The organism is Arthrobacter sp. zg-Y40 (assembly GCF_020731535.1).
GTDB lineage: Bacteria > Actinomycetota > Actinomycetes > Actinomycetales > Micrococcaceae > Arthrobacter_B.
On sequence record NZ_JAJFZS010000003.1, the window covers coordinates 111464 to 134661 of the forward strand.

21 protein-coding genes are annotated in these 23198 nt (G+C 67.4%); 11 read left to right on the top strand and 10 right to left on the bottom strand.

Features of this window, described 5'->3' with window-relative positions; genetic code table 11:
* The first annotated feature begins 23 nt into the window (after positions 1–23).
* From LJ754_RS04215 to LJ754_RS04235, 5 genes are all read left to right on the top strand, one after another.
* Positions 24–248, top strand: coding sequence for a hypothetical protein (locus LJ754_RS04215; protein ID WP_227925625.1), 225 nt, complete (start codon positions 24–26; stop codon positions 246–248).
* Positions 249–429: 181 nt separating this feature from the next.
* On the top strand, positions 430–2367 hold the full coding sequence (locus tag LJ754_RS04220; protein WP_227925627.1) for a heavy metal translocating P-type ATPase: 1938 nt from the start codon (positions 430–432) through the stop codon (positions 2365–2367).
* Between the two features lie 157 nt (positions 2368–2524).
* Positions 2525–4108: an SLC13 family permease gene (locus LJ754_RS04225; RefSeq protein ID WP_227925629.1), complete on the top strand. Its 1584-nt coding sequence runs from the start codon at positions 2525–2527 to the stop codon at positions 4106–4108.
* A 97-nt stretch (positions 4109–4205) separates the two neighbouring features.
* Positions 4206–5201 (top strand): magnesium/cobalt transporter CorA, encoded by a 996-nt coding sequence (gene corA, locus LJ754_RS04230; protein WP_227912407.1) that lies wholly within the window; start codon positions 4206–4208, stop codon positions 5199–5201.
* Positions 5192–5620, top strand: coding sequence for an META domain-containing protein (locus LJ754_RS04235; RefSeq protein WP_227911898.1), 429 nt, complete (start codon positions 5192–5194; stop codon positions 5618–5620). Before corA ends, LJ754_RS04235 begins: the two co-directional genes overlap by 10 nt.
* On the opposite strand, the gene LJ754_RS04240 is transcribed toward LJ754_RS04235, so the two are convergent.
* Complete coding sequence (locus tag LJ754_RS04240; RefSeq protein ID WP_227925631.1) at positions 5617–6981, bottom strand: MFS transporter; 1365 nt, start codon at positions 6979–6981, stop codon at positions 5617–5619. The genes LJ754_RS04235 and LJ754_RS04240 overlap by 4 nt on opposite strands.
* A gap of 151 nt (positions 6982–7132) precedes the next feature.
* On the opposite strand from LJ754_RS04240, the gene LJ754_RS04245 reads away from it, so the two are divergent.
* From LJ754_RS04245 to LJ754_RS04255, 3 genes are all read left to right on the top strand, one after another.
* Positions 7133–7810, top strand: a complete 678-nt coding sequence (locus LJ754_RS04245) for a M23 family metallopeptidase (protein ID WP_227925633.1) — start codon at positions 7133–7135, stop codon at positions 7808–7810.
* 72 nt (positions 7811–7882) lie between these two features.
* Entirely contained in the window at positions 7883–9445 is a 1563-nt protein-coding gene (locus LJ754_RS04250) for a DHA2 family efflux MFS transporter permease subunit (protein WP_227925634.1), read from the top strand.
* Between the two features lie 97 nt (positions 9446–9542).
* Positions 9543–9899, top strand: a complete 357-nt coding sequence (locus tag LJ754_RS04255; RefSeq protein WP_227925636.1) for a hypothetical protein — start codon at positions 9543–9545, stop codon at positions 9897–9899.
* Here LJ754_RS04255 and LJ754_RS04260 read toward each other — a convergent pair.
* Complete coding sequence (locus LJ754_RS04260) at positions 9896–11155, bottom strand: cytochrome P450 (protein ID WP_227925639.1); 1260 nt, start codon at positions 11153–11155, stop codon at positions 9896–9898. The genes LJ754_RS04255 and LJ754_RS04260 overlap by 4 nt on opposite strands.
* Positions 11156–11343: 188 nt before the next feature.
* Positions 11344–12225, bottom strand: a complete 882-nt coding sequence (locus LJ754_RS04265; RefSeq protein ID WP_227925641.1) for a manganese catalase family protein — start codon at positions 12223–12225, stop codon at positions 11344–11346.
* A 195-nt stretch (positions 12226–12420) separates the two neighbouring features.
* Between LJ754_RS04265 and LJ754_RS04270 the strand changes: the two genes are divergently transcribed.
* Positions 12421–13959, top strand: a complete 1539-nt coding sequence (locus LJ754_RS04270) for a S10 family peptidase (protein ID WP_227925643.1) — start codon at positions 12421–12423, stop codon at positions 13957–13959.
* 22 nt (positions 13960–13981) lie between these two features.
* On the opposite strand, the gene LJ754_RS04275 is transcribed toward LJ754_RS04270, so the two are convergent.
* Together LJ754_RS04275 and LJ754_RS04280 are read right to left on the bottom strand one after the other, a co-directional pair.
* Positions 13982–14734 carry a class I SAM-dependent methyltransferase gene (locus tag LJ754_RS04275; protein ID WP_227925645.1) on the bottom strand — a complete coding sequence of 251 codons (753 nt, stop codon included), beginning with the start codon at positions 14732–14734 and terminating at the stop codon, positions 13982–13984.
* Between the two features lie 119 nt (positions 14735–14853).
* On the bottom strand, positions 14854–15354 hold the full coding sequence (locus LJ754_RS04280) for a DUF456 domain-containing protein (protein WP_227925646.1): 501 nt from the start codon (positions 15352–15354) through the stop codon (positions 14854–14856).
* A gap of 284 nt (positions 15355–15638) precedes the next feature.
* Here LJ754_RS04280 and LJ754_RS04285 point away from each other — a divergent pair, with 284 nt between their 5' ends.
* Positions 15639–16775 carry a TIGR04086 family membrane protein gene (locus tag LJ754_RS04285; RefSeq protein ID WP_227925647.1) on the top strand — a complete coding sequence of 379 codons (1137 nt, stop codon included), beginning with the start codon at positions 15639–15641 and terminating at the stop codon, positions 16773–16775.
* A gap of 73 nt (positions 16776–16848) precedes the next feature.
* Here the strand turns inward: LJ754_RS04285 and LJ754_RS04290 are convergent, their stop codons facing one another.
* The 3 genes from LJ754_RS04290 to LJ754_RS16835 all read right to left on the bottom strand — a co-directional run bounded on the left by LJ754_RS04290 (position 16849) and on the right by LJ754_RS16835 (position 19088).
* Positions 16849–17757: an SDR family oxidoreductase gene (locus LJ754_RS04290; protein WP_331461505.1), complete on the bottom strand. Its 909-nt coding sequence runs from the start codon at positions 17755–17757 to the stop codon at positions 16849–16851.
* A 99-nt stretch (positions 17758–17856) separates the two neighbouring features.
* Positions 17857–18651, bottom strand: a complete 795-nt coding sequence (locus LJ754_RS04295) for an MFS transporter (RefSeq protein ID WP_269439683.1) — start codon at positions 18649–18651, stop codon at positions 17857–17859.
* On the bottom strand, positions 18648–19088 hold the full coding sequence (locus LJ754_RS16835; RefSeq protein ID WP_269439684.1) for an MFS transporter: 441 nt from the start codon (positions 19086–19088) through the stop codon (positions 18648–18650). The genes LJ754_RS04295 and LJ754_RS16835 overlap by 4 nt, the downstream gene beginning before the upstream one ends.
* Before the next feature lie 102 nt (positions 19089–19190).
* On the opposite strand from LJ754_RS16835, the gene LJ754_RS04300 reads away from it, so the two are divergent.
* Positions 19191–19631, top strand: coding sequence for a universal stress protein (locus LJ754_RS04300; RefSeq protein ID WP_227925648.1), 441 nt, complete (start codon positions 19191–19193; stop codon positions 19629–19631).
* A 126-nt stretch (positions 19632–19757) separates the two neighbouring features.
* Here the strand turns inward: LJ754_RS04300 and LJ754_RS04305 are convergent, their stop codons facing one another.
* Both LJ754_RS04305 and LJ754_RS04310 read right to left on the bottom strand, forming a co-directional pair.
* A complete protein-coding gene (locus LJ754_RS04305) occupies positions 19758–21389 on the bottom strand; it encodes a carboxylesterase/lipase family protein (protein ID WP_227925649.1) in 1632 nt (543 codons plus the stop codon).
* Positions 21390–21594: 205 nt separating this feature from the next.
* On the bottom strand, positions 21595–23118 hold the full coding sequence (locus LJ754_RS04310; RefSeq protein ID WP_227925650.1) for an MFS transporter: 1524 nt from the start codon (positions 23116–23118) through the stop codon (positions 21595–21597).
* Between the last annotated feature and the right edge of the window lie 80 nt (positions 23119–23198).

Here is a 23198-nt window from a genome sequence, read left to right on the forward strand (position 1 = left end):
TCCGTCGGTCCTAAAATTGCCGGATGAGCTGGACTGACGAGCGGCCCGCATGGCTTCCGCCCATTCCGTCCCCGCACCGCGGCCTGATCCGGATCACGCTGGGCATGATCCTGGTCTGCGCGAGCATGGTCACCTGCCTGGTCATCGCCGCATTCGGCGCCCTGCTGAGCATGTACCTGCTCTGGCCGCTGGCAATCGGCCTGCTGCTGCTGATGTCCGGGCTGCTCAGCCGGCGCCGCGGCGCCTAGCGCCCCGGCCCGCTCCGGAGCCCCGGCGGCACGCCCCGGCCCGCCCCGGCCCCACCCGCTTCCGCGGCAACGGCCCGCCCCGGCCCGCTCCGGACGCAACGAACACAACGGCCGCTCCGCGGAGGTTAGGTTAGCTTTCTCTTGCTGGAAACCGCGGTGCCGGCGGGCTTACAACAGAGGCATGGTCACTGTTCGCATGAACCGAAGCCGCACCCTGATCCGGCGTTATCCGCTGGTGGTCGCCACCGTGCTGGTGGGGGTGGCGTTCCTCGTACTGCAGGCGGCCGGCGCGGGCACCGCCGCGGACTGGACCGGCGGCGTTTATGCCTGCGCAGTAGCGGCAAAAACCGGAGCGGGCATGATCCGGGACATCCGCGCCGGACGCTACGGGTTGGACATCCTGGCCGTAATCGCGATCCTGAGCACCGTCGTCGTCGGCGAGTACCTGGCCGCGCTGATCATCGTGCTGATGCTCACCGGCGGTGAGGCGCTGGAGGACTACGCCGCTGGCCGGGCCCGCCGGGAGCTGGACGCCCTGCTCACCCGGGCACCCCAACAGGCGCACCGGTTTCCGGGCGGAAACACCCAGCGCGGTGCCGTGGATGTCCCGGCCACCGACGTGGGGCCGGGCGACTTGCTGCTAATCCGGCCCGCCGAAGTGGTTCCCGTGGACGGCATTCTGGTCTCTTCTGCAGCGGACTTCGACGAATCCTCACTCACCGGCGAATCCCTTCCCGTGGGCAGGCACGCCGGGGATCCGGTGATGAGCGGTTCCGTCAACGGTGCCCGCGCCGTGCTGCTGCAGGCCACGGCGACGACGGCGGACAGCCAGTACCAGCGCATCGTGGCCCTGGTGGCGGAGGCCGCCGAGTCGAAGGCGCCGGTGGTCCGCCTGGCCGACCGGTTTGCGGTGCCCTTCACCGTGGTGTCGCTGCTGATCGCCGCCCTGGCCTGGGCACTGAGCGGGGATCCGGTGCGTTTCGCGGAAGTGCTGGTCCTGGCAACCCCGTGCCCGCTGCTGATTGCAGCCCCGGTCGCGTTCCTGGGCGGTATGAGCCGTTCGGCCCGCACCGGGATCATCGTCAAGGGCGGATCCGTACTGGAACAGCTCGCCAAGGCCGGCACCGCGGCGTTCGACAAGACCGGAACACTCACCCACGGGCATCCCGAACTGGTGGAGGTCCGCCCGCAGCCCGGCTTCAGCGCCGAGGACGTGCTGGGCCTGGCCGCTTCCGCCGAACAGTATTCCTCCCATGTGCTGGCTGCCGCCGTGCAGCAGGCCGCTGCCGCCCGCGGACTGGAACCACACTCCGCCGCGGACGCGCGGGAAACGGCCACGAACGGTGTGGAGGCCGTGCTGGACGGGCATTCTGTCCGGGTGGGCAAGGAACGTTTCGTGGCCGAAACCGCCCCGGATACCCGGCCGGCAGACCTGCAGCCGGGCCAGATGGTGGTTTACATCGGCGTGGACGGACACTTTGCCGGCACCCTGATCATGAGCGATGCCGTGCGGGACAACGCCGCCGCGACCCTGCACCGGCTGGCGGAACTGGGCATCGGCCGCACGGTCATGCTCACCGGTGACAGTGCGGCGACCGCGGAGGCCGTAGCCGCGGGGCTCGGCATAACCGATGCGCGGGCGGGCCTGCTGCCCGCCGGCAAGGTTGACGCCGTGCGGACGCTCGCGCCGCGGCCGGTGATCATGGTGGGCGACGGCGTCAATGACGCTCCGGTACTGGCGGTGGCCGACGTCGGCATTGCCATGGGAGCGCGCGGATCCACCGCCGCGAGCGAGTCCGCCGACGTCGTGCTGGTGGCGGATGACATTTCAAAGGTGGCCGACGCGGTTCAGATTGGCCGCCGGACCATGCGGGTGGCTTTGGGCAGCATCTGGCTGGGGATCGCGCTCAGCCTGGCACTGATGCTGACCGCCGCCTTCGGGTTCATCCCGGCGGTAGCCGGGGCATTGACCCAGGAGCTGGTGGACCTGGCCGCCATCCTCAACGCCCTGCGCGCCCTGCACGGCGGCCGGCAACTTCCGGGTACCGCCCGCGAAACGCCCTCCGCGGCGGACAGCGTCGCGGCAGCGCGGCCGAAGCCGGTCCCCCGGGCCGGCTGATCCGCCTAAGCCGGCTCAGCAGGCGCCGCTATGGCATTGCAAAGGTTCCGGGGGCAGGCTATTGAAGCGGGGGAACACCGCGTGCACGAACCGTCGGGGACCACACACAGGGGTGAGACGTGGATACAACCGAAAGCCCGGCCGCATGATCCCGCCAATGCTCGCCACCTTTGTGGTCCTGGCCCTGGCGGTAGCGGGCTTCATGACCAACCGGCTGCCCCTCGTGGTCGTCGCGCTCTTCGTTCCGGTGGCACTGTGGGCCACCGGAGTGCTTCCCCTCAACGAATCCCTGCAGGGTTTCAGCGACCCGATCACCCTGTTCATCGCCTCGCTGTTTGTGCTCAGCGAGGCCCTGGACGCCACGGGGATCACCGCCTGGGTTGGGCAGCAGCTGGAACTTCGCTCGTCGCTGAGCCGCACCGGCCTGCTCGTCACGATCATGGCTGCCGCCGCGCTCCTCTCCGCGGTCATCAGCATTAACGGTGCCGTCGCGGCGCTCCTGCCCGTGGTCGTCGTTGCAACGGCGCGGGCCGGGGTCATTCCCTCGCACATGCTCATCCCGCTGGCCTTCGCTGCCAGTGCGGGATCGCTGCTGACCCTTACGGGAACGCCGGTAAACATCATCGTCTCCGAGCTCTCCGCCAGCTCCGGAGGACGCGAGTTCGGGTACTTCGAGTTCGCACTGGTGGGGCTTCCCCTCGTCGCCGTTACGACCCTCCTCGTTGTACTGCTGGGGCGAAGGCTCCTGCCGAAGCGTGCACCCGAGCAGCTGGCAAAGGCGGGCTCCGACCCGCGGGAGCGGGTGCGGTCCTGGCGGGAGATGTACACAGCCGACCTTGACACGGAGCGGCTGTTCACGGGACGGCTGGGCGTGGTGGAGGTTCTCATCGCGCCCCGTTCAACGCTGATCGGGCGCATCGTCAGTCCCGGCATGACCACGCGCGACGAGGACCTGGTGATCGTCGCCCTGCACCGCGGCGGAACCACCGCGGTGCGCCCCGACGCCCCCGCGCCTCCCGGCACGCTGACGCTGCGGGCCGGAGACTCGGTGCTGGTCCACGGCCCCTGGGATGCCCTGAACCGATACGTCCAGTCCTCCGATGTCATCGCCGTCGAACCTCCGCATACCCTCCAGCGGGGAGTGCCGCTGGGCCGCGGATGGCGCCGCTGCCTCGCGGTGCTGGCCGCCACGATCGCGCTGCTGGCCACCGGGCTCCTCCCGCCGGTGATCGTGGGGCTCCTCGCCGCGGCCGCCCTGGTGCTCCTTGGAGTGGTGACCGTACCCCAGGGGTTCCGGGCTATTTCGTGGAACACGGTGGTCCTGATCGGGGCGCTCATCCCGCTGTCCTCCGCGTTTGTGTCCTCGGGGGCCGCAGATGCGATCGCTTCGCTGGTGCTGAATTCGACCGGCAGCATGTCCCCGCACCTCGCCCTCCTGGTGATCTGCGTTCTCGCGCTCATCCTCAGCCAGTTCATCTCCAACGTGGCCACCGTGCTCGTGATGGGACCCGTAGCAGTGACTTTCGCCCAAACGCTCGAGGTCAGCGTGCTCCCGTTCATGATGGGGCTCAGCGTGGTCGGGGCAGCAGCCTTCCTCACTCCCATCGCAACCCCTGCCAACCTCATGGTGATGCAGCCGGGCGGCTACCGTTTCGGCGACTACTGGCGCCTTGGGCTGCCGCTCTCCTTCGTCTTCCTCGCCGCCGCGGTGCTGTATGTGCCGCTCATCTGGCGGTTCTGATCCCGGCGGAGCCGGGAACGGGGATAATGGTCAGTGGTCCGGCCGGCAGTGCCGCTCCGCTGACGGTAATCAAGGATTCGACGCTAGGGGTATGTCCATGACGCTGATCGACAACGCGGTGTACGTGGACGGCAAGCGTGTCCACGACCCGGACAACCTGGATGAGACCTTCGAGCTGACCCGAACCTCCGACGGCATGGCCTGGATCGGCCTGTACCGCCCGGACGAGGTGGAGCTGCTGGCCGTCGCCGAGGAATTCGGCCTGAACCTGCTCATTGTCGAAGACGCCCTCGCCGGACACCAGCGTTCGAAGCTGGAGCAGTACAACGACCAGCTGTTTGTGGTGCTGCGCCCCGCCCGCTACCTGGACGACGTCGAACGGGTGGAATTCGGTGAGCTGCACCTGTTTGTGGGCCCGAACTTCGTGGTCACCGTGCGGCACGCCGAGTCCCCGGACCTGGCCCGGGTACGCAAACGGGTGGAGCAGGAACCGGATCTGCTGGCCCTGGGGCCGCAGGCCGTGCTGTACGCAGTGCTGGACCAGGTGGTGGACGAATACGCGCCGGTCGCTGCAGGGCTGGAAAACGACATTGACGAGATCGAAGACCAGCTGTTCAGCGGCGACGCCGAAGTATCCCGCCGCATCTACGAACTGTCCCGTGAGGTCATCCAGTTCCAGCGCGCCATCTCCCCGCTGCAGACCGTGGTGGGCGAACTGCGGCATGCCGCAGACCAGTACGGGGTTCCGCCCGAACTGCGGGACAACCTCGGCGACGTCCTGGACCATGTGCTGCGCCTGATCGACCGGGCCAACGCGTACCGCGCCATCCTGGAAAACGCGCTGACCCTGTCCTCCACGCTGGCCTCGAACCGGCTGGCCGAAACCAGCATTGAGCAGAACGAACAGGTCAAGCGGATTTCCTCCTGGGCCGCCATCCTGTTCGCTCCCACCCTGGTGGGCACCGTGTACGGGATGAACTTCGACAACATGCCCGAGCTGTCCTGGCAGTTCGGCTACCCGCTGGCACTGCTGGGGATGCTGGTCACCGGCATCGTCCTGTACCTGACCTTCAAACGGAACAAGTGGCTGTGACGCGCCGCCTGCCGGTTCCGGCCCTCTTGTCCGTCCTGCTGCTGCCCGCGCTGCTGCCGCTCGCGGCGTGCGGGGACGTCGCAGGCAGTACTTCCCCGGACGACGGCGGTGCCACCCCGGATGCCGACGTCACCGGGGCCTGGGGCGACACGGCCAACACCGAAGCACCGTCGCTGGACTTCGATCCCAACGGGCGGGTCAGCGGAACCGACGGCTGCAACCGGCTGATGGGCCACTGGAGCGTCAAAGGCAACCGGGTCACCATGCAGGACATGGCCTCCACCATGATGCTCTGCCACGGCATCGACACCTGGCTTTCCGGCGGTGCCGCCGCCGACGTGGACGGCGACACCCTGCGGATTTATGACCAGGCGGGCACCGAAATAGGCGTCCTGGAGCGCCCGAAGCCCGGGTCCTAGCGCGGACGCCGCTTGGCCGCGGTCTCCACATGCAGGTCCGTGCCCCGGGTTTCCTTCACCATCGAAACTGCCGCGAAGGAAATGACGCACAGCACCATGATGTAGAGGCCGATGGCCGGGGACCAGCCCGTCCCGTTCAGCAGTGCCTGGGCAATGGTGGGCGCGAAGGCACCGCCCAGGATGGCGCCGAGGGCGTATCCGATGGACACCCCCGAGTAGCGCACCCGGGCCGGGAACATCTCCGCATACAGGGCGGACTGCGGCCCGTAGGACAGGCCCAGGCCGATGGTCAGCACAAAGATCGCGACCGCAAACAGGACAATGTTGGTGGTGTCGATCAGCAGGAACATCGGCACCGACCACAGGAACACCCAGACGTAGCCAAGCTGGAAGGTGCGTATCCGTCCAATCCGGTCCGAGAGGATGCCTCCGTACAGGGTGAAGATCAGCCAGCCGAAAGAGCCCAGGGTGGTGGCCAACAGCACCGAGGGGCGGTCCATGCCAAGCCCGCCGCCGTCGGGATTGGGCTTGCCGCTGGCATAGGAGGCGAAGAACGCGATGACCAGGTAGCCGGCCGCGTTGTTCGCCACGAAGATCAGGGCGCTGAGGATGACTTCCCGGCTGTTGTGCCGGAACAGCTGCCGCAGCGGGGCGGAGGACTCCTTCTTCCGCTCCTGGATTTCCTTGAAGATTGGGCTTTCGGACACGGAACGGCGGATGACGTAGCCCACGGCAATCAGCACCACGGAAAGCAGGAACGGAATACGCCAGCCCCAGCTTTCGAACTGGTCCTCGGTGAGGCTCGTGCTCAGCACGTACATCACGAAGGTTGCCAGGATCATGCCGATGGGTACGCCAATCTGCGGATACGCACCGAAGAGCCCGCGCTTGGCCACCGGGGCGTGCTCCACGGACAGCAGGGCAGCTCCGCCCCATTCCCCGCCGGCGGAGAAGCCCTGCAGGATGCGCAGCAGGATCAGCAGGATCGGGCCGGCGATACCGATCTGCGCGTAGGTGGGCACCACCCCGATCAGGGCGGTGGAGGCGCCCATCATGATCAAAGTGAACACGAGCATCTTTTTCCGGCCGATCCGGTCCCCCAGGTGCCCTGCGACAATGGCTCCCAGCGGACGGAACAGGAAGCTGATGCCGATGGTGGCGAAGGAGACCACCTGGCCCAGCGGGCCGTCATTGATGGGACCGAAGTACAGCGTTGCCAGCACCAGACCCGCGGCCTGGGCGTAAATAAAGAAGTCGTACCACTCGATGGTGGTGCCAACCAGCGTTCCGGCGAGGACTTTGCGTTCCTCCCGGCTCATCCGGCCGGCGGAAGGCGCGGCGGAGGCGGCGTTGACGCTCATCTGAAACTCCATTGTTCGAGACGGACAGTGTGGTGCGACGGACCCCGATTTGAGACCCTTGCTGCAGGAATCCGGTTGCACGCATCCTAAGCCCAGCCCGGATGCAACCGGCAGAGCCCTGCAGGACCCGGGCGAGTCACGGAAGGTCCTCATGTCCACCGCCCTGCCGCCACCGCCGCCGGCGGAACCGGCACCCACTGTCCTGGGCCTGCCGTTCACCGGCCGCTGGCTCACGCAGAACAGCCCGGCGAACCGCGTCCCCAGCCACGGCACGGACCTGTTCGGAACTACCTACGCCATAGATTTCGTGGCCGTGGACGGGCATGGCCGGTCCGGTCCGCCGGGCTGGCGGGCACTGTTCGCCACCGAGGCGCCGGAAGATTTCCGCGGGTTCGGCACACCGGTGCTGGCGCCGTCGTCGGGCACCGTGGCCTCCGTGCACGACGGCGAGCCCGACCACGAAGCGCGCCGCTCGCAGCCCGCGCTGCTCGCCTACGCCCTGACGCAGGCGGGCCGGGTGCGGCAGGGACCGAATGCCATTGCCGGCAACCACGTGGTCATCGCCCTCGCCCCCGACGGCCCGTACGTGCTGCTGGCCCATCTGCGCCGGGGATCGATTGCCGCCGTGCCGGGCGCCTTGGTCGCCGAAGGTGCACGGATCGGTGGATGCGGGAACTCCGGCAACAGCACCGAACCGCATGTCCACCTCCAGGTCACGGACTCAACGGACTGGTCCGCCTGCCGCGGCCTGCCGCTGGCCTTCCGGCATCCCGACGGCGGTCCCGGGCCGTGGCTGCCGCGCAACGGCACGGTCTTCAACGCCTGGTGATTGCACGGATTACCGGAGGCCGGAATATGCGGGCACCGTCACGGGTTTGCCTCTAGGGCACGCAGGGCAAGAATGGACTTCGGCCTTTTCCGACACCACTATTCCGAACGGCAGCGACGCACCTTGAAAAACCTCTCCCCGGACACCGTCAGGCCCTGGCCTGCCCTGTGGTCCCTGGTCATCGGATTCTTCATGATCCTGGTGGACTCCACGATCGTTAACATCGCCACCCCGGCCATCATGGAGGACCTGGGCGCCGGCCTGGACAAGGTCATCTGGGTGATCAGTGCCTACCTGCTGGCCTACGCCGTGCCGCTGCTGATCACCGGCCGGCTCGGCGACCGCTTCGGCCCGCGCCGCGTCTACCTGATCGGCCTGGTGGTCTTCACCCTCTCCAGCCTCTGGTGCGGTTTTGCGGGCAGCGTTGACGGACTCATCCTGGCCCGTGTCTTCCAGGGCTTCGGCGCCGCACTGATGACGCCGCAGACCATGTCCGTGATCACCCGGATCTTCCCGCCGGAAAAGCGCGGCACCGCCCTGGGCCTGTGGGGCGCCACGGCCGGCGTCGCGACCCTGGTCGGGCCAATCCTCGGCGGCGTCCTGGTGGACGGCCTGGGCTGGGAATGGATCTTCTTCATCAACGTCCCCGTGGGCATTGTGGGCTTCATCCTCGCCTACCGGCTGGTACCGAAACTCTCCACCTCAGTGCACCGCTTCGACTACCTGGGTGTCCTGCTCAGCGCCGCGGGCATGTTCGCCCTGGTCTTCGGCATCCAGGAAGGCGAAAGCTACAACTGGGGCACCATTGCCGGTCCCATTTCGGTCTGGTCGCTGATCATTGCCGGCATTGTGCTGCTGGCCCTGTTTGTCCTCTGGCAGCGCCTGAACCGGGCCGAGCCGCTGCTGCCCCTGAAGCTCTTCCGGGACCGCAACTTCTCCCTGGCCAACATCTCCATCACCGGTATGGGCTTCGCCGTGACGGCGTTCTCCCTGCCGCTGATCCTCTTTGCGCAGAACGTGCGCGGCCTCAGCCCCACGCAGGCAGCCCTGCTGCTCGCCCCGATGGCGGTGCTGTCCGGTGTGCTGGCCCCGCTCGCGGGCAAAACCGTGCAGCGCGGCAATCCCAAGTTCATCGCCGTGTTCGGCTTCGCGGCCATGGCGGCGTCGCTGATCTGGCTCGGCGCACTGCTCAGCCCGGATGTCCCCTACTGGCAGCTGGTCCTGCCGATGCTGCTGATGGGCCTGGCGAACGCCTGCATCTGGCCCTCCGTATCGCTGACCGCCACCCGCAACCTGGCGGCCAACGTCGCCGGTGCCGGGTCCGGCGTCTACAACACCACGCGCCAGTTCGGTGCGGTGATCGGCAGCAGCGCCATTGCTGCGATCATGCAGTCCCGCCTGACCGCGCACCTGGGCGGCGGGGCGGCCGACGGCGGCACTGCACCTGCCGCAGGCGCGTTCCCGGAGGCGCTGAAGGCCGGCTATTCCGAGGCCATGGGCCAGTCCCTGTACCTCCCGGCAGCCGTGATTGTCGTGGCGCTGCTGGCGTCGCTGTTCTACGCCAAGCCGGCTCCGCACCTCACCTCTGCCGGGGCCCGCAGCGCGAAGAGTCCCGCAGAGAACACTGTCGCCTAGCATTCCGCTTCTGCTGCCGGTTTCGGTTTCTGCTGCCGGTTCAAACCCGCAGCAGAAACGTAAACCGGCGGCAGAACCTCCGGGGTACGCTCGCCCCATGACTATGGTTTCCAAGTTCTTCGCCGGGGTGCTCTTGGCCAACGCTGTACCGCACGGCGTCAGCGCCGTGCAGGGCCGGCAGTTTCCATCACCGTTTGCCTCGCCGCCCGGCGTAGGCCTCTCCGGTCCGGTAACCAACGCCGCCTGGAGTGCCGTCAACGCCGTGGGCGGCGCCGCGCTGCTGGGCCGGGGCGGACTGGACCAGCGGAACCGCGCGGCCGTGACCGCCGGAGCCGTGGCGATGGGTTTCTTCCTGGCGCATTACTTCGGGAAGAACAGCAGCCATTCTGCAACCGGGACCGGCACCGGGCCGGCGGCCGACCCCGTACCCGGGCCCGGGCCCGCGGCCGGCTAGACCGTACCCCTGCCGGCGGGCCCGGCCGCGGTGAGCAGCAGCCCGGACCGCGGGATTGAGGGCAGCTGGGACAGCGAGATGCTCAGGTCCTGCGCCGGAACCCCGTACCCGCCTTCGGCCAACAGCCGCACGGCGGTTTTCACCAGTTCCAGGGTCAGCCCCTCCCCCGGGCAGCGGTGGGCCGTGGACACCTGCCCGGCACCCTGCGGCACCAGCCGGTAGGGGTTGTCATCCCAGGTGCGGAACCGTTCGGGGCGGAAAGCCTCCGGATCCGGCCACAGCCGGGAATCGTGGTTGGTGCCGTAGATATCCAGCATCACCCAGGAACCTGGCCGGAAGTCGTGGCCGTTCCAGGAAAAGTCCTTCAGCACAGTGCCGGCGATGGCCGGGAAGAACGGATAAAAGCGCCGGACCTCCTGCGCAAACGGTTCCAGGTCGGCTCGGTCGTCGTCGCTGCCGCCGGCGAACTGCTGCCGCCACTGCGGGTGTTCCACCAGCGCCGTGCCGGCGAAGGTGATGAAGCGGGCCACGGCCACAATCGGGCGCAGCACGTTGAGCAGTTCCACCGCGGCAATGTCCACCGGCAGCAGCTGCCCCTCCGGGTCCCGGTGCCCGGCTACCAAGCCGGCGGCCGACGTCGGCGACACCTCCAGCGAACCGGAGCGGATGGCGCTGACGATTCCCTGCGCCCATCTCTCGGTACTGCGGCGGCGCAGCTGCGCCCACCAGTTGGCCGGGCCGAAGGACCCGGCCTGGTCCACCATCAGGCCGAACTCGGCGGCCCGCCGGTCCACCACGGCGTCGGGCTGCGGGATGCCGGCCCATTCGCACGCGGCGGCGGTAAGCATCCAGCGGGCTTCCTCGTGCAGCACCACGGGTTTCCCGGACCAGCCGGCGGTGCGGCGGCACCACACGTCCTCAAAGATGGAGCCGATCCGGGCAATGGACTCGGGTGCCATCATGGCCGTGAACATAGCCTTGCGGTGATGATGCGCGGCGCCGTCGAGCGTCTGGACGCTGCCCTTGTCCTGGAGCAGGTGCACCACAGTGGGCGGCAGGGCGCCCTTGCGGCTGAACCGGTCGCCGTCGTAAAAGATCTGCGCCGCTTCGGCACCGCGCATGCAGTACACGGGGCGGCCGGCAATCCGGGTCCGGAACAGGTCGGTGCCCAGGCGGTCGCAGCGGGAAGAAATGAACGTGTAGCCCTCGCGCAGGAAGGCCAGGGAGCTGTCCGGTGAGGGCAGTTTCGGAATCAAAGGACGTCCTCGATAGTCAGGGTGCTTTGTTTCCCAGCCTACCGAGGGGCCCGCCGCGGCGGGAAACAGCCAGTGGGCAGGTTGTCCGGCTTGCCCGGGCACGGCAAGACCGGGCGTGTCCGGGCACGGCAGGACCGGGCGCCGTGCTGCCGCGCCCGGTTCTGCCGGTCATGCCGCCCCCGGGGCCGCTACTCCTTCTTGAGCTTGTCCTGCGCGCTGCCCGCTGCCTTCTCCACGGTGTTGGGCACCTCCGTGGTGCCGTAGAACCGAACATCGGGGTGGGTGGGCGGCGGCATGGGGGCCGATGTCGTGGGTCCGTCGTGGTAGCTGAACTCACCGTGCCCGTCGGGGGTGGGGCCCTTCGCCCAGGAGCCCTCGGACGCATGCTGGCCGTCGGAGAAGTTCAGGTACTGGTAGGACACCTCCCGGTATTCCTTGCTCAGCGGGAAATTGCTGGGGACCGGAAGCTGTTCCATGTTCTCCGCCTGAAGTTCCAGGGCCGCGGTGGTCCACTGGTTCTGGTGCATTGTGTCCCGCGCCAGGAGGAAGGACAGCAGGTCCCGGATCCCATGGTCATCGGTCATGTGATAGAGCCGAGCCACGGCGAGGCGGCCCTGCATCTCGATGTTGGCGTTGGAGGTGAAGTCCGCCAGCATGTTGCCGCTGGCCGTGATGTAACCGCCCGTCCACGGGTTGCCGTTGCTGTCCACCGGGCGGGCACCCGCACCGGCAACAATCGCGTGCTGCACGTCCATGCCGCCCATCACTGCCGCTACCGTCGGATCGGATTGGACGGCGTCATTGGTAATTCCCAGCGGAGCCTTTTCCAGCAGCTGGGCAATCATGATGGCAAGCATTTCGACGTGGCCCATTTCCTCTGCGGCGATGCCGTAGAGCAGATCCCGGTATTTGCCCGGTATATGGGAGTTCCACGACTGGAAGCCGTACTGCATGGCCACAGTGATTTCACCGTACTGGCCGCCCAGGACCTCCTGTAGCTTCCGGGCATAAACGGCGTCTGGCTTGTCCGGGGTGGACTTGAACTGGAGTTCCTGTTTATGGAAAAACATGCAATTCCTCCGCACCTTGGGGACCGCCGCGCGAGACAGAACCCGCATGTCGGGAGCCGCGGCCGGTCACGGTGGTCCCAACGTAGACCGATGGCCGGAGGCATGGAAGAGCAAAGCGGACGCTGCCCGCCCCGAAAAGTGAAACCGTCCGTGAGATCCCGGGTTAACCGGTTCCGGGCAGGTAGTGTGCTTGCCATGGTCTCCCCGGAACATCCCGAAACCCCTGCCCCGCCGGCTTCCGGCATCTCCGGCGACGGCGCCTCCTCCGCACCCGGCGCCTCCTCCGCATCCGGCACCGCCGCGGCCGGGGCCCGGGTGGACGTGAGCGACGACTTCGCCGTCCGCCGCCACACGCTGCCCTCAGGCCGGGAATACACCACCACCGCCGGCCGGCTGGTGTTCCGCAAGGAAGAGGTCAAGGACGGCAAGTCGGACGGCTTCCGGCCCAAGGCGGAAATTTTCATGGTCGCCTACACTGCGGATGCTCCCGAGACCGGCCCCAACCGCCGTCCGGTGGTGTTCGCGTTCAACGGCGGGCCCGGGTCCGCCTCGGTCTGGCTGCACATGGGCCTGCTCGGTCCGCGGATGGTGGTTTCCGGCGACGCCGGTGCGCTGGCTCCGCCGCCGTTCGGCCTGGTGGACAACCCGGACACCCTGCTCGAGCACGCGGACCTCGTGATGATCGACCCGGTGAACACCGGCTTCTCCCGCGTAGTGGACGGCAACGACGCCGGCGAGTTCCACGGCTTCGAAGAGGACCGGGACCTGGTGGCGGAGGTGATCCGGCTATGGACCACCCGCAACAACCGCTGGCTGAGCCCCAAGTACCTGGTGGGCGAGTCCTACGGCACCCTGCGCGCCGTCGCCGTGGCGGGGAAACTGTTTGACGCTTACGGGCTGGCGGTCAACGGCCTGGGCCTGGTCTCCACGGTGCTGAACATGGCGACCCTGGATTTCGCGCCGGGCCGGGACACCCCGTATCCGCTGCACCTGCCCACGTACGCCGCCATTGCGCACTACCACGGCCGCCATCCGGGCCGGGAGCTGGCCGACGTCGTGCGGGAAGCCGAAGAGTACGCGTCCGGGGACTACGTGCTGGCCCTGCACAAGGGGTCCCGGCTGGGCGCGCAGGAGTACGACGACGTCGTCCGCCGGCTCGCGGAAATCACCACCCTGAGCGAGGGGTTCATCCGCCGCACCAACCTGCGCTGGGACTACTCCATGTTCTCGGCCGAGCTGCTGCGGGAAGAGAATCTGGCGGTGGGCCGAATCGACGGGCGGTTCACCGCGGCGCCGGCGCACCAGCAGGACTGGATCAACTGGGACGATCCGAGCATGACGGCAATCAACGGTCCCTACTCGGCAGCGGTCAACCACTATCTGCGCGCCGAACTGGGTTACGAGAATGACCTGCCCTACGAAATCCTTACCGGCCGGGTCCGGCCGTGGAGCTACAAGAGTTTCGAGGGCGTCCCGGTGGATGTCACCGGCACCCTGGAACGGTTGCTGGTGCACATTCCGGCGCTGCGGGTGCATGTGGACTACGGCTATTACGACGGCGCGACCCCGCATTTCGCCGCGGAATACGTGTGGGCGCACCTGCGGATGGACGACGCCGCCCGGGCCCGGTTCAGCCACCACTACTACGAGGCCGGGCACATGATGTACGTGAAGCCCGAGTGCCGGGTGGATCAGCTGCGGAACCTGGCGGAATTCGTGACCGCGGCGGAGTAGTCGGGGCGGGGGCAGCGGGCCTCTAGGCCTCGGGCTTGCGGAAAAGTGCGGTGAGCAGGAACGGTTCTCCAAACAAGGGCGAGTCTTTGCCCTGGGGAATCATGGGCCGAATCGCGATTTCTTCGAAGTCCTCGAAAATCCAGCGGAGATCTGCCGGGCTGAAGGCCATGCCCGCCTCGAACTGTCCGTCCCGGTACAGCTGGTCATCGGGGAGCTCGGACCCCATCTGCCCGCTGGCGAAACAGGCCAGGCCGAAGTAGCCGCCCGGGGCTAGCGTGCGCTCAAGCAGCTGCAGGTAGCTGATCCGCCGGTGCGGCGGAAGATGGTGGAGGCAGCCGGAATCGTAGACCAGTCCGTAAGGTCCGGGGATTGCCTCCGGCGGGAGCGTAAACGCGTCGCCACAGGTGAAAGCGACGTCGAGATTTCGGTCCCGGGCCCGTTCCTTCCCCCACTCGACCGCGGTGGACGAGAGGTCCACGGCGTCGACAGTGCAGCCCTGCTCCGCGAGGAACAGGGCGTTGCGTCCCGGTCCAGAGCCCAGATCCAAGACTCGGATTGGTGCACGCAGGGTGTTCCGGACCAGTGCGGCAAGGTTTTCATCTGGTTTGTCCGCGAAGAACGGGACAGGACGGCTCCGGTCGGAGTAAAAGGAGTTCCACCATGCTCCCCCGGCCGTTTCGGTCCACCGCACTGCGTCCTGGACAAACAGGCCGTCCATCAAGGTGAGGAGGTCCTCCACTGCCCGGAGACGGCGGTTGATCCCGGGCTCATTCATGTCCAGAGCCTACTGGTCCGTGCTGCGGCGCGGGAAGGGTGCTGCCGCCTGGGAAGGGTGCTGCGGCGCGGGAAGGGTGCTGCCGGCACCGGTACTGGCTGGCCGTCGTCGTCGTCGACCTAGCGGGTGGCGAAGTGCACCCAGACGCCCGCACCCCAGATACCGCCGGCGGTTAGCGCCAGCGCGAGTTCGGCCAGGATGCCGATCCCCATGGCCTTCAGCGTGGCCAGGCTGGAGGACCATGCGGTGCGCAGGTCCCGCTGGCGCAGCCACTCGCTCAGCAGCAGGCCGACGGCGAATCCCACGAACAGCCCGACTGCCGGGATGGTGAACATACCGACGACGCCCAGCACCACACCGGCGACGATGGAGCGGGTGGGGATTTTCCGTTCCTTCAGCCGCCTCCCGGTGAGGAACGTGCTGGCGAGCATGCCGGCGACCAGCAGCACCGCGCCGATCCCGAAGGTCCACCAGCCGGCCGGGCTCTGCACGCCGTAGGCCCAGCCCAGCAGGGCAATGATGATCAGGATGCTGCCGGGAAGCACGGGCACCACAATGCCGGTCAGCCCCACGGCGATCACCAGGGCTGCGACGAGGGTTATCAGAAGGTCGGGATCCATGGCACCAGTCTTCCACCGGTTTCGGGCCACCTGCGCATTTTGGTTCCCGGGAGTGGTTTGGCGTCCGGTTTGGGATTCTGCTGCCAGTTTGGGATTCTGCTGCCGTTTTGAAGTGGCAGGGAATTCCCAAACCGGTCGAATTTCCCCAAAACGGAGCGATTCGGCGGCCCGGTGCCCGGAAATTCCGCAAACTGCCCAGCCCGCCGGGTGGAGAAATTAGTAAGGATGCTTATATGGTGGCATCTTCAGCCCGAATCACCGGACGGAAAACAGGAGATGCAGTAATGAGCACCGAACCAGGGAACACCTCTAACGCTTCCGCGGCCGGCCGCGGCGCCGGTGACGGCGGTCCGATGCGGGACCGCTCAGACCGGCCCGCTGCCGATGACGCCGCCCGCACTGCCCCGGAACACGGCACCGAAGATACCGGCACCAGGGTGATCCGCACGGACTCCGCACCTGCAACCACTCCGGTTGAGGGTACCGGCCGCCACACGGGCAGCCACACGGCCCAGCCCGCAGACGGATATGAGGACTCGCGGGTTGCATCGGCCGTCTCGAATGAGCACCCGACCGCTGGCCACACCGCCGACGAGAACACCCGTACGCGCGCGGTCCCCGCCACCGAGGACACCGCCACGCGCGCGGTCCCCGCGACGGACTCCCGCCACGCCGAAGACACCCGCACGCGGGTTGCCCCGGTAACGGCCAGCCGGGACCTCCCGGAGGAGACGGACCACAACCGGCACACCGACCGCGCAGACCGGGATGTACGCGACGCCCACGGCACCCGTCACGACGACGCCGACCGTGACGGCGTGGTCCGCGAAGCTGCCCTCCCCAACCGGGAAGCACTGCTGGCCCGGGAAAAGGAGCGCTTCGGCGGCATGAAGTTCGGCTCGGCCTTCTTCGGCTGGCTGACCGCCACCGGCATGGTGGTGCTGCTTTCGGCACTGGCCGCGGCTATCGGCGCCGCCATCGGCCTCTCCGCTGAAACGAATCTGGGTGCGGCACTGGAATCAGCCGCCGCCAACCAGTCCGCGGGCATCATCGGCGCCATCATCATGCTTGTGGTGCTGCTGCTCTCCTACTACGCCGGCGGCTATGTGGCCGGCCGGATGGCACGCTTCAACGGGCTTAAGCAGGGACTCGCCGTCTGGCTGTGGGCGCTGATCGCCGCCGCCGTCGTCGTCATCCTCGGCCTGATCTACGGCAGCGATATCCGCAGCATCAGCCAGCTGAACTCCGTGGCCCCGCTGCCGGAGAACCTGGAGAACGTGAGCGCCGGCACCTGGCTTGCCGTGGCCGCGAGCCTGGTGGTCACCCTGATCGGCGCCATCCTTGGTGGCCTGGCCGGCATGCGGTTCCACCGCCGCATTGACCGCGCCGACTTCCGCACCGAAGAGACGGTTAACCGCTAATACCCAGCGCACAACACACAGGAAGGGCCCCGCAACTGCGGGGCCCTTCCTGTGGTTAAGCGGAAACCAACGCTTACGGCGCGGGGGTGCCGCCGTTGACGTTCAGCGTCTCGCCGATCACGTAGCTGGATTCCGGGGAGGCCAGGAAGACGTAGGCCGGAGCCAGTTCGGTCGGCTGGCCCGCGCGGCCCAGCGGAGTGTCCTGGCCGAAGGTCGGCAGGGCGTCCTTCTGCTGTCCATCCGAAGGCTGCAGCGGGGTCCAGAACGGACCCGGAGCCACGGCGTTCACGCGGATGCCCTTGGGTGCCAACTGCTGGCCCAGGCCCTTGGTGAAGTTGTTAATCGCGGCCTTGGTGCTGGCGTAATCCAGCAGGTCAGCGGAGGGCTGGTAGGCCTGGATCGAGGTGGTGTTGATGATGCTGGAACCGGCCGGTAGGTGCTTCAGTGCTGCCTTGGTCACCCGGAAGAACGAGTAGATGTTCGTCTTGAAGGTGTGGTCCAGCTGCTCGTCGGAGAGATCCTCGAGGTTCTCCACGGCAATCTGCTTGCCGGCGTTGTTGACCAGGATGTCCAGCCCACCCAGGGCAGACACCGCATCTTCCACCAGCTGGCTGCAGTACGCGGGGTCCTTCAGGTCACCGGGCAGCTTCACGAGCTTGCGGCCGGTTGCCTCCACCACCTCGGCGATGTGCGCGGCGTCGGGCTCCTCTTCGGGGAGGTAGGAGATGGCGACGTCGGCACCCTCGCGGGCGAAGGCGATGGCCACGGCCGCGCCGATGCCGGAATCGCCGCCGGTAATGAGTGCCTTGCGGCCCTCGAGCCGCCCGGTGCCGCGGTAGGTGTCCTCGCCGTGGTCCACATGCGGGGCCATGTCCTTGTCCAGGCCGGGCTCCGACTGGTCCTGCACGGGCGGAGCGATGCTCGGGTAGCGGTCCACGGGGTTCTGGAAGGTGTACTGGTCCGTCTTGTTGCCGTTTGTCACAGAAGTTCCCACTTTCGGTAGGTCAGTCCATTCGGGCGGTCCGGATACGGGCCGCCGTAAAAGGCGGTCACTCACGCGAACGTAAGTATGCTTATCACCCTATGCCCGGTTCCCGTTCCGGCTCAAGTCGGGAGCCGACGACGGCGCGCGGGTGGCCAGCAACGCCAACAGGGCCACCAGCCCGGAGCCGCACATGACCAGGGCCAGCGGCAGGGCGGTGTCTTCGCCTGCAATCCCGGTCAGCGGGGAGACCAACGCACCGAACAGGAACTGTCCGCTGCCCAGCACGGCCGAACCGCTGCCAGCGGCAAACCCCGCCTCGGCCAGGGCCAGGCTGGTGGTGTTGCCCATGATGAAGCCCACCGAAGAGGCGGCCAGGAAGATCGGCACGGCCAGCAGCAGCGGCGGAACATCGAGCAGCACCAAGAGCAGCAGCACGGCGGACGCACCCAGCAGGACCGGAACGGCGATGCTGACAGTACGGCGCGGCGGCACCGTGCGGGCCAGCCGGGCGGAAATGAATCCGGCCAGCACCAGGCCAAGGGCATTGATGCCGAAGGCCACCCCGTAACCGGCCGGAGAAAGGCCCATCAGGCTCTGGTAAATGAACGGGGACGCAGAAATATAGCCCATCAGCACGCCGAAGGTGGAGGCGAACAGCACCGCGTAACCTACAAACCGTCGGCGGCGCAGCACCGAGGCCAGACCGCCCAGGATCGGCCCGCTGCTGCGCTTTTCCGCCGGCCGGGTTTCCCGCACGACGCCGGCCACCCCGGCCAGCATGGCAGCGGCCAGGCCTGCCAGCACCCAGAGCACTCCGCGCCAGCCGACGCTGCCGGCCAGGATGCCGCCAACGGTGGGGGCAAGCACCGGTGCAACGCCGCCGATGGTCATGAGCAGGCTGAAGGTGCGGGCCGCGGCAGCCCGGAGGTCAGGTCCGCCACGATGGCACGGGCAATCACGACGCCGGCGGAGGCAAACAGGCCCTGGAAGAGCCGGCCGGCAATGAGCACCGGCAGGTTCGGGGCCACGGCGCAGACCACTGAGGCGAGCACAAACAGCACCGAGCCGAGCAGCAGCGGACGGGACCGGCCGTACCGGTCCGAGAACGGCCCAAAGACCAGCTGCCCGGCGGCCATGCCGATCAGGAACGCGGTGAGGGTGAACTGCACCCCTGTGGCCGAAGCGCCCAGCTGGTCCGCCATCTGCGGGAAGGAGGGCAGGTACAGGTCGGTGGCAAACGGGCCGGTGGCCGAGAGCAGGGCGAGGACCAATAGGAGCCCGGTGGTCATGGCGGTGGTTGTCCGGGCGGATCCGGGTAGGGCAGGCATATGCCACATCCTATTTGGGCCGGGCCGCCGTGCTCTGGCCATTACCGCTTCATAAAGCGCACACTGCTGGGTATCTGGACGCAAACATTGGAAGGAGCCCCCATGGCTGAGGCACACCGGAAACGGATTGTGGTGGGCATGGACGGCTCGGAGGAGTCCATTGCCGCGCTGCGCATGGCGGCCCGGCTCGCCGAGCTGCTCGGCTGCCGGATCCAGGCGGTCACCGTCTGGGAGTACCCGGCCATGCTGGCCATGCCGTTTCCCACCTCGGAGTTCTCACCGCGGGTGGAAGCGGAGCGGGCACTGGCCGAGGCGGTGGACGCGGCGTTCGAGGGCAGCGGAGCTCCGGAGGACCTCACCCAGGAAGCGGTGGCCGGCCAGCCCGCCAGGGTGCTGATGGAAGCCAGCCGGGGAGCGGAAATGCTGGTGGTGGGCAACCGCGGCCGGGGCGGTTTTGCCGGACTGCTGCTTGGCTCCGTAAGCGCCGCGGTCGCGTCCCACGCCTATTGCTCGGTCCTGATCGCCCGGCCGCACCGGGACTAGCTCGGCCGGGTCCAGCGGGGCGGAAGCCCTTACGGCCGACGACGGCGATGCGGCCCTGGCGGGTCCAAAAGAAAGTCAGAGCGGCGGGAGAGCCTTGACGCACCCTCCCGCCGCCCGGCTGCGCAACTATGCTGCCGGCAGCGACTCGAAGAACGCGCAGTTGTGGAGGTCGTACAGCCCGGTCGTGACATAAACCTCCGGCGCAAAAACGATCGCCTGGTCGCCTGCCAGGGTGTAAGCCGGCCACTTCAGCTCGCCCCGCGCAGTGGGTGCTCCCGACTTGGCGAACGCAGCCCAGTAGTCCTGCATCGAATGGCCCAACTCCTGCTCCTGATCGGTGAGCGGGCGATCTCCCAACGTGAAGTCGAACAGGTAGGCCAACTCGGCGCTGTGGGCGCTGGACATATCTATTCCCTCGGGTTGGAACCCAAACAGCGTTGGGCTGCCCGGGTCCTCAAAGAGATACCGGTAGACGGGCACGCCCTGTCCGAGGAACAGTTTCGCGTTCCTATCCACCGAACAACCGGCTCCAGCATCCGTGCGCATGGACGCCAGTGCATAGAAGGGCGCCTCATACGCGCTTGCCGGATATTCGGCCAAAACCAGCGGACCGGCAATGTCTCCATAGTCCTCCATCACCATCGCCTCGTATTCGGCCTCGGTAATGTCTGCCAGCTGCTGGTTCTGGAGCTTCTGCTCCCATCGGGTGTTGCCTACGATCACGGGAACCTTGTGCCAGTTGCCGTCAGCGATTGCAGCCCCCGCCGACTGGGGCAGCACCGCCGTGCCAGTGTAGGCACTGGTCCGGTTGACCACTGCCTGCGCCTTGACCAGGGCGGCGGGCCAGGCCTTTCGGAGACAGTCGAGCTGGTTCGGGCCGTCGGCACACCCTGCTGCAACCGCATAGGACTGTCCGCTGGCGTGAGCCTCTTCCTTGGTGATCTCACCGGCAGTGCAGGCCGAACTCTGAATCACGGCACGGTCAATGAGTCCCTCGGTGAGCGGTGTCGCCAGCAGCCGGCAGACCGCTCCGCCGCCTGCTGACTGCCCGAAGATGGTCACATTGTTGACGTCACCGCCGAAGGAGGAGATGGACTGTTGCACCCACTTCAGCGCTTCAATCTGGTCCAGGAGTGCGAAGTTCCCGCCCACGTCCGGGTTCTCTGCGTCGAGTGCGGGCAGGGCAAGGGTCCCCGAAGCGCCGAGGCGATAGTTGGTACTGACAACAATGACGTCTCCCCGGTCGGCGAGGGTCTGGCCGCCGTACAGCACGCCTGATCCCTGGGTTCCGGCGCCACCATGATAGAAAACCATCACTGGGAGCTGGGTGCCCCGCGGAATCCGTGCCGGACGGTACACATCCAAATACAGGCAATCCAGACTGGTCGGCTGATCGTTCTTGACGCCTGTCGGCTCGAACTGAAGGCATGCGGGTGCCTGCTCGGTGGCATCCCGGACCCCCTTCCACTTCTCCGGGGCCACTGGCGCCTTCCACATCAGGTCATACACGGGAGCCTGTGCGAAGGGGAGACCGAGGAAGGCTTGCGAATTCCCCCGTTCCTCACCCCGCACCTTCCCAAAAGGGGTTTGCACCTCGAGGCCCTGATGACCCTGCTCGTGGCCGTGCGAAGCCGTTGCCGCTGAGGGCAGGGCCGAGGCACCTGCAACGAGCGCTGCACCCAGGACGGCTGCACCCGCCACCTTGGCGGCCCGCCGCCGAAACCCGAACTGACGCAGTCCTCGATGTGAACTCTTCATTGAGTCAACTCCTCTGGTCACCCAGCTCGATCCGTACGGGCTGTGGGATCACGAGTATTGAGTGTCACCCAGCGGGGCACAAGCGTCGTGGTGTGAAAGAAGTCAACGTCTTGAATGATTTCTTGTTGCAGACGTAAGACTTCCCGGCCCGGCCGCACCGGGACTAGCGGGCACCGCGCGGCAGGGCACCGGGAGGCCCGGCCTTTTAGTGCCCGGCGGGTGCCTTGCGCAGCAGCACGACGGCGCCGGCAGCGGCCGCCACCATCACCAGCACGCCGATCAGCGAGGTCAGGCTGACACCCGAGTCGAACGCGGCCTGGGCCGAGTGCAGCAGGGCCGAGGCGCTCTCCGCCGGCAGGGACTGCGCCGCGTCGAAGGCCCCGCCCAGGGTTTCCCCGGCGGAAGCCGCCTGCTCGGGGCTCAGCCCGTCCGGCACGGTGACGTGGGTGCGGTAGGCGGAGGTGAGGATGCTGCCCAGTACCGCGGTGCCCAGCACGGAGCCGATTTCGTAGGCGGTCTCGGAGATCGCCGACGCGGAGCCGGCCCGGGACGGCGGCACGCTGGCAAGGATCAGGTCATTGGAAATGGTTTCCGCCGCACCCACGCCAACGCCGAGGAACAGGAACGCCACCACCAGTTCCATCACGGTGACCGATTCCCCGGCGAAGAACACCAGGGCGTAGCCGGCCGCGTTGAAGAGCAGCCCGCCGGCCACCACGTAGGCAGGCTTCAAGTGCTTCACCAGCGGCACCACGGCCAGGCCGGTGATGATGGTCAGCACCAGTCCGGGCAGCATGGTCAGGCCGGCTTCGATGGGCGACTGCCCCACCACCAGCTGCAGGTGCTGGGAGAGGAAGAAGATGAAGCCCACCATGGCGAAGAGGCTGAGTAGGTTGGCACTGATGGAGCCGGTGAAGATGGGGTTGCGGAACAGCCGCACATCCAGCATCGGCTTCTCGCGGTGCAGTTGGCGGCGCACAAACAAGGTGCCGAGCACCAGGCCGGCGAGGATGATCGGCAGGCCGGGCACCACGCCGTCGTGCGCGAAGGTCTTGATGCCGTAGGTGATCGAAAGCATCGAACCCATAACCAGGACGACGCCGAGGATATCGACCGCGCCCGGGCTCGGGTCCTTGGATTCGGGCAGCAGGATGGGGCCGAAGATCAGCAGCGGCAGCAGCACGGGGATGGAGAGCAGGAAGACCGAGCCCCACCAGAAGTGCTCCAGCAGCACGCCGCCCACAATCGGGCCCAGGGCTGCGCCGCCGGAGAAACCGGCTGCCCAGATGGCCACCGCCACGCGGCGCTGGGAAGGCACGGTGAAGATGTTGCGGATCAGCGACAGCGTGGCGGGCATCAGCATGGCACCGAAGACACCCATCAGGGCGCGGGCCAGGATCAGCATGGTGGCCGAAACGGAGAACGCCGCCACCAGGGAGAGCACGCCGAATCCCACGCTGCCGATCATCAGCAGCCGCCGGCGTCCGATCCGGTCCCCGAGGCTGCCCATGGGAACCAGCAGTCCGGCGAGGATCAGGGCGTAAATGTCCACTATCCACAGCAGCTGCACGCCGCTGGGGGCCAGCGCCTGGGACAGCGACGGGATGGCGAAGCTGAGCACGTTGTTGTCGATGGAGATCAACAGAACCGGCAGCATCAGGACAGCAAGTCCCCACCATTCGCGCTTACCAGCGCGCGTTTCTGCGGGCCTTTCCTGAACCGCCAGCACGGCATCCTCCTTCTGAAGTGTTTGGATTTCGTGAGGGAAAACCTCGACTAGCTACTGTACCGTCTAGACTGTATGGTTCC

Excerpts from the sequence above, each read along its gene's own strand:
- LJ754_RS04245 (WP_227925633.1), top strand. The coding sequence starts at position 7,133 with ATGTCCACCGCCCTGCCGCCACCGCCGCCGGCGGAACCGGCACCCACT.
- LJ754_RS04275 (WP_227925645.1), bottom strand. The coding sequence starts at position 14,734 with ATGAATGAGCCCGGGATCAACCGCCGTCTCCGGGCAGTGGAGGACCTC.
- LJ754_RS04265 (WP_227925641.1), bottom strand. The coding sequence starts at position 12,225 with ATGTTTTTCCATAAACAGGAACTCCAGTTCAAGTCCACCCCGGACAAG.
- corA (WP_227912407.1), top strand. The coding sequence starts at position 4,206 with ATGACGCTGATCGACAACGCGGTGTACGTGGACGGCAAGCGTGTCCAC.
- LJ754_RS04295 (WP_269439683.1), bottom strand. The coding sequence starts at position 18,651 with ATGACCATCGGCGGCGTTGCACCGGTGCTTGCCCCCACCGTTGGCGGC.
- LJ754_RS04280 (WP_227925646.1), bottom strand. The coding sequence starts at position 15,354 with ATGGATCCCGACCTTCTGATAACCCTCGTCGCAGCCCTGGTGATCGCC.
- LJ754_RS16835 (WP_269439684.1), bottom strand. The coding sequence starts at position 19,088 with ATGCCTGCCCTACCCGGATCCGCCCGGACAACCACCGCCATGACCACC.
- LJ754_RS04270 (WP_227925643.1), top strand. The coding sequence starts at position 12,421 with ATGGTCTCCCCGGAACATCCCGAAACCCCTGCCCCGCCGGCTTCCGGC.
- LJ754_RS04215 (WP_227925625.1), top strand. The coding sequence starts at position 24 with ATGAGCTGGACTGACGAGCGGCCCGCATGGCTTCCGCCCATTCCGTCC.
- LJ754_RS04220 (WP_227925627.1), top strand. The coding sequence starts at position 430 with ATGGTCACTGTTCGCATGAACCGAAGCCGCACCCTGATCCGGCGTTAT.
- LJ754_RS04305 (WP_227925649.1), bottom strand. The coding sequence starts at position 21,389 with ATGAAGAGTTCACATCGAGGACTGCGTCAGTTCGGGTTTCGGCGGCGG.
- LJ754_RS04285 (WP_227925647.1), top strand. The coding sequence starts at position 15,639 with ATGAGCACCGAACCAGGGAACACCTCTAACGCTTCCGCGGCCGGCCGC.
- LJ754_RS04250 (WP_227925634.1), top strand. The coding sequence starts at position 7,883 with ATGGACTTCGGCCTTTTCCGACACCACTATTCCGAACGGCAGCGACGC.
- LJ754_RS04240 (WP_227925631.1), bottom strand. The coding sequence starts at position 6,981 with ATGAGCGTCAACGCCGCCTCCGCCGCGCCTTCCGCCGGCCGGATGAGC.
- LJ754_RS04255 (WP_227925636.1), top strand. The coding sequence starts at position 9,543 with ATGACTATGGTTTCCAAGTTCTTCGCCGGGGTGCTCTTGGCCAACGCT.
- LJ754_RS04300 (WP_227925648.1), top strand. The coding sequence starts at position 19,191 with ATGGCTGAGGCACACCGGAAACGGATTGTGGTGGGCATGGACGGCTCG.
- LJ754_RS04225 (WP_227925629.1), top strand. The coding sequence starts at position 2,525 with ATGCTCGCCACCTTTGTGGTCCTGGCCCTGGCGGTAGCGGGCTTCATG.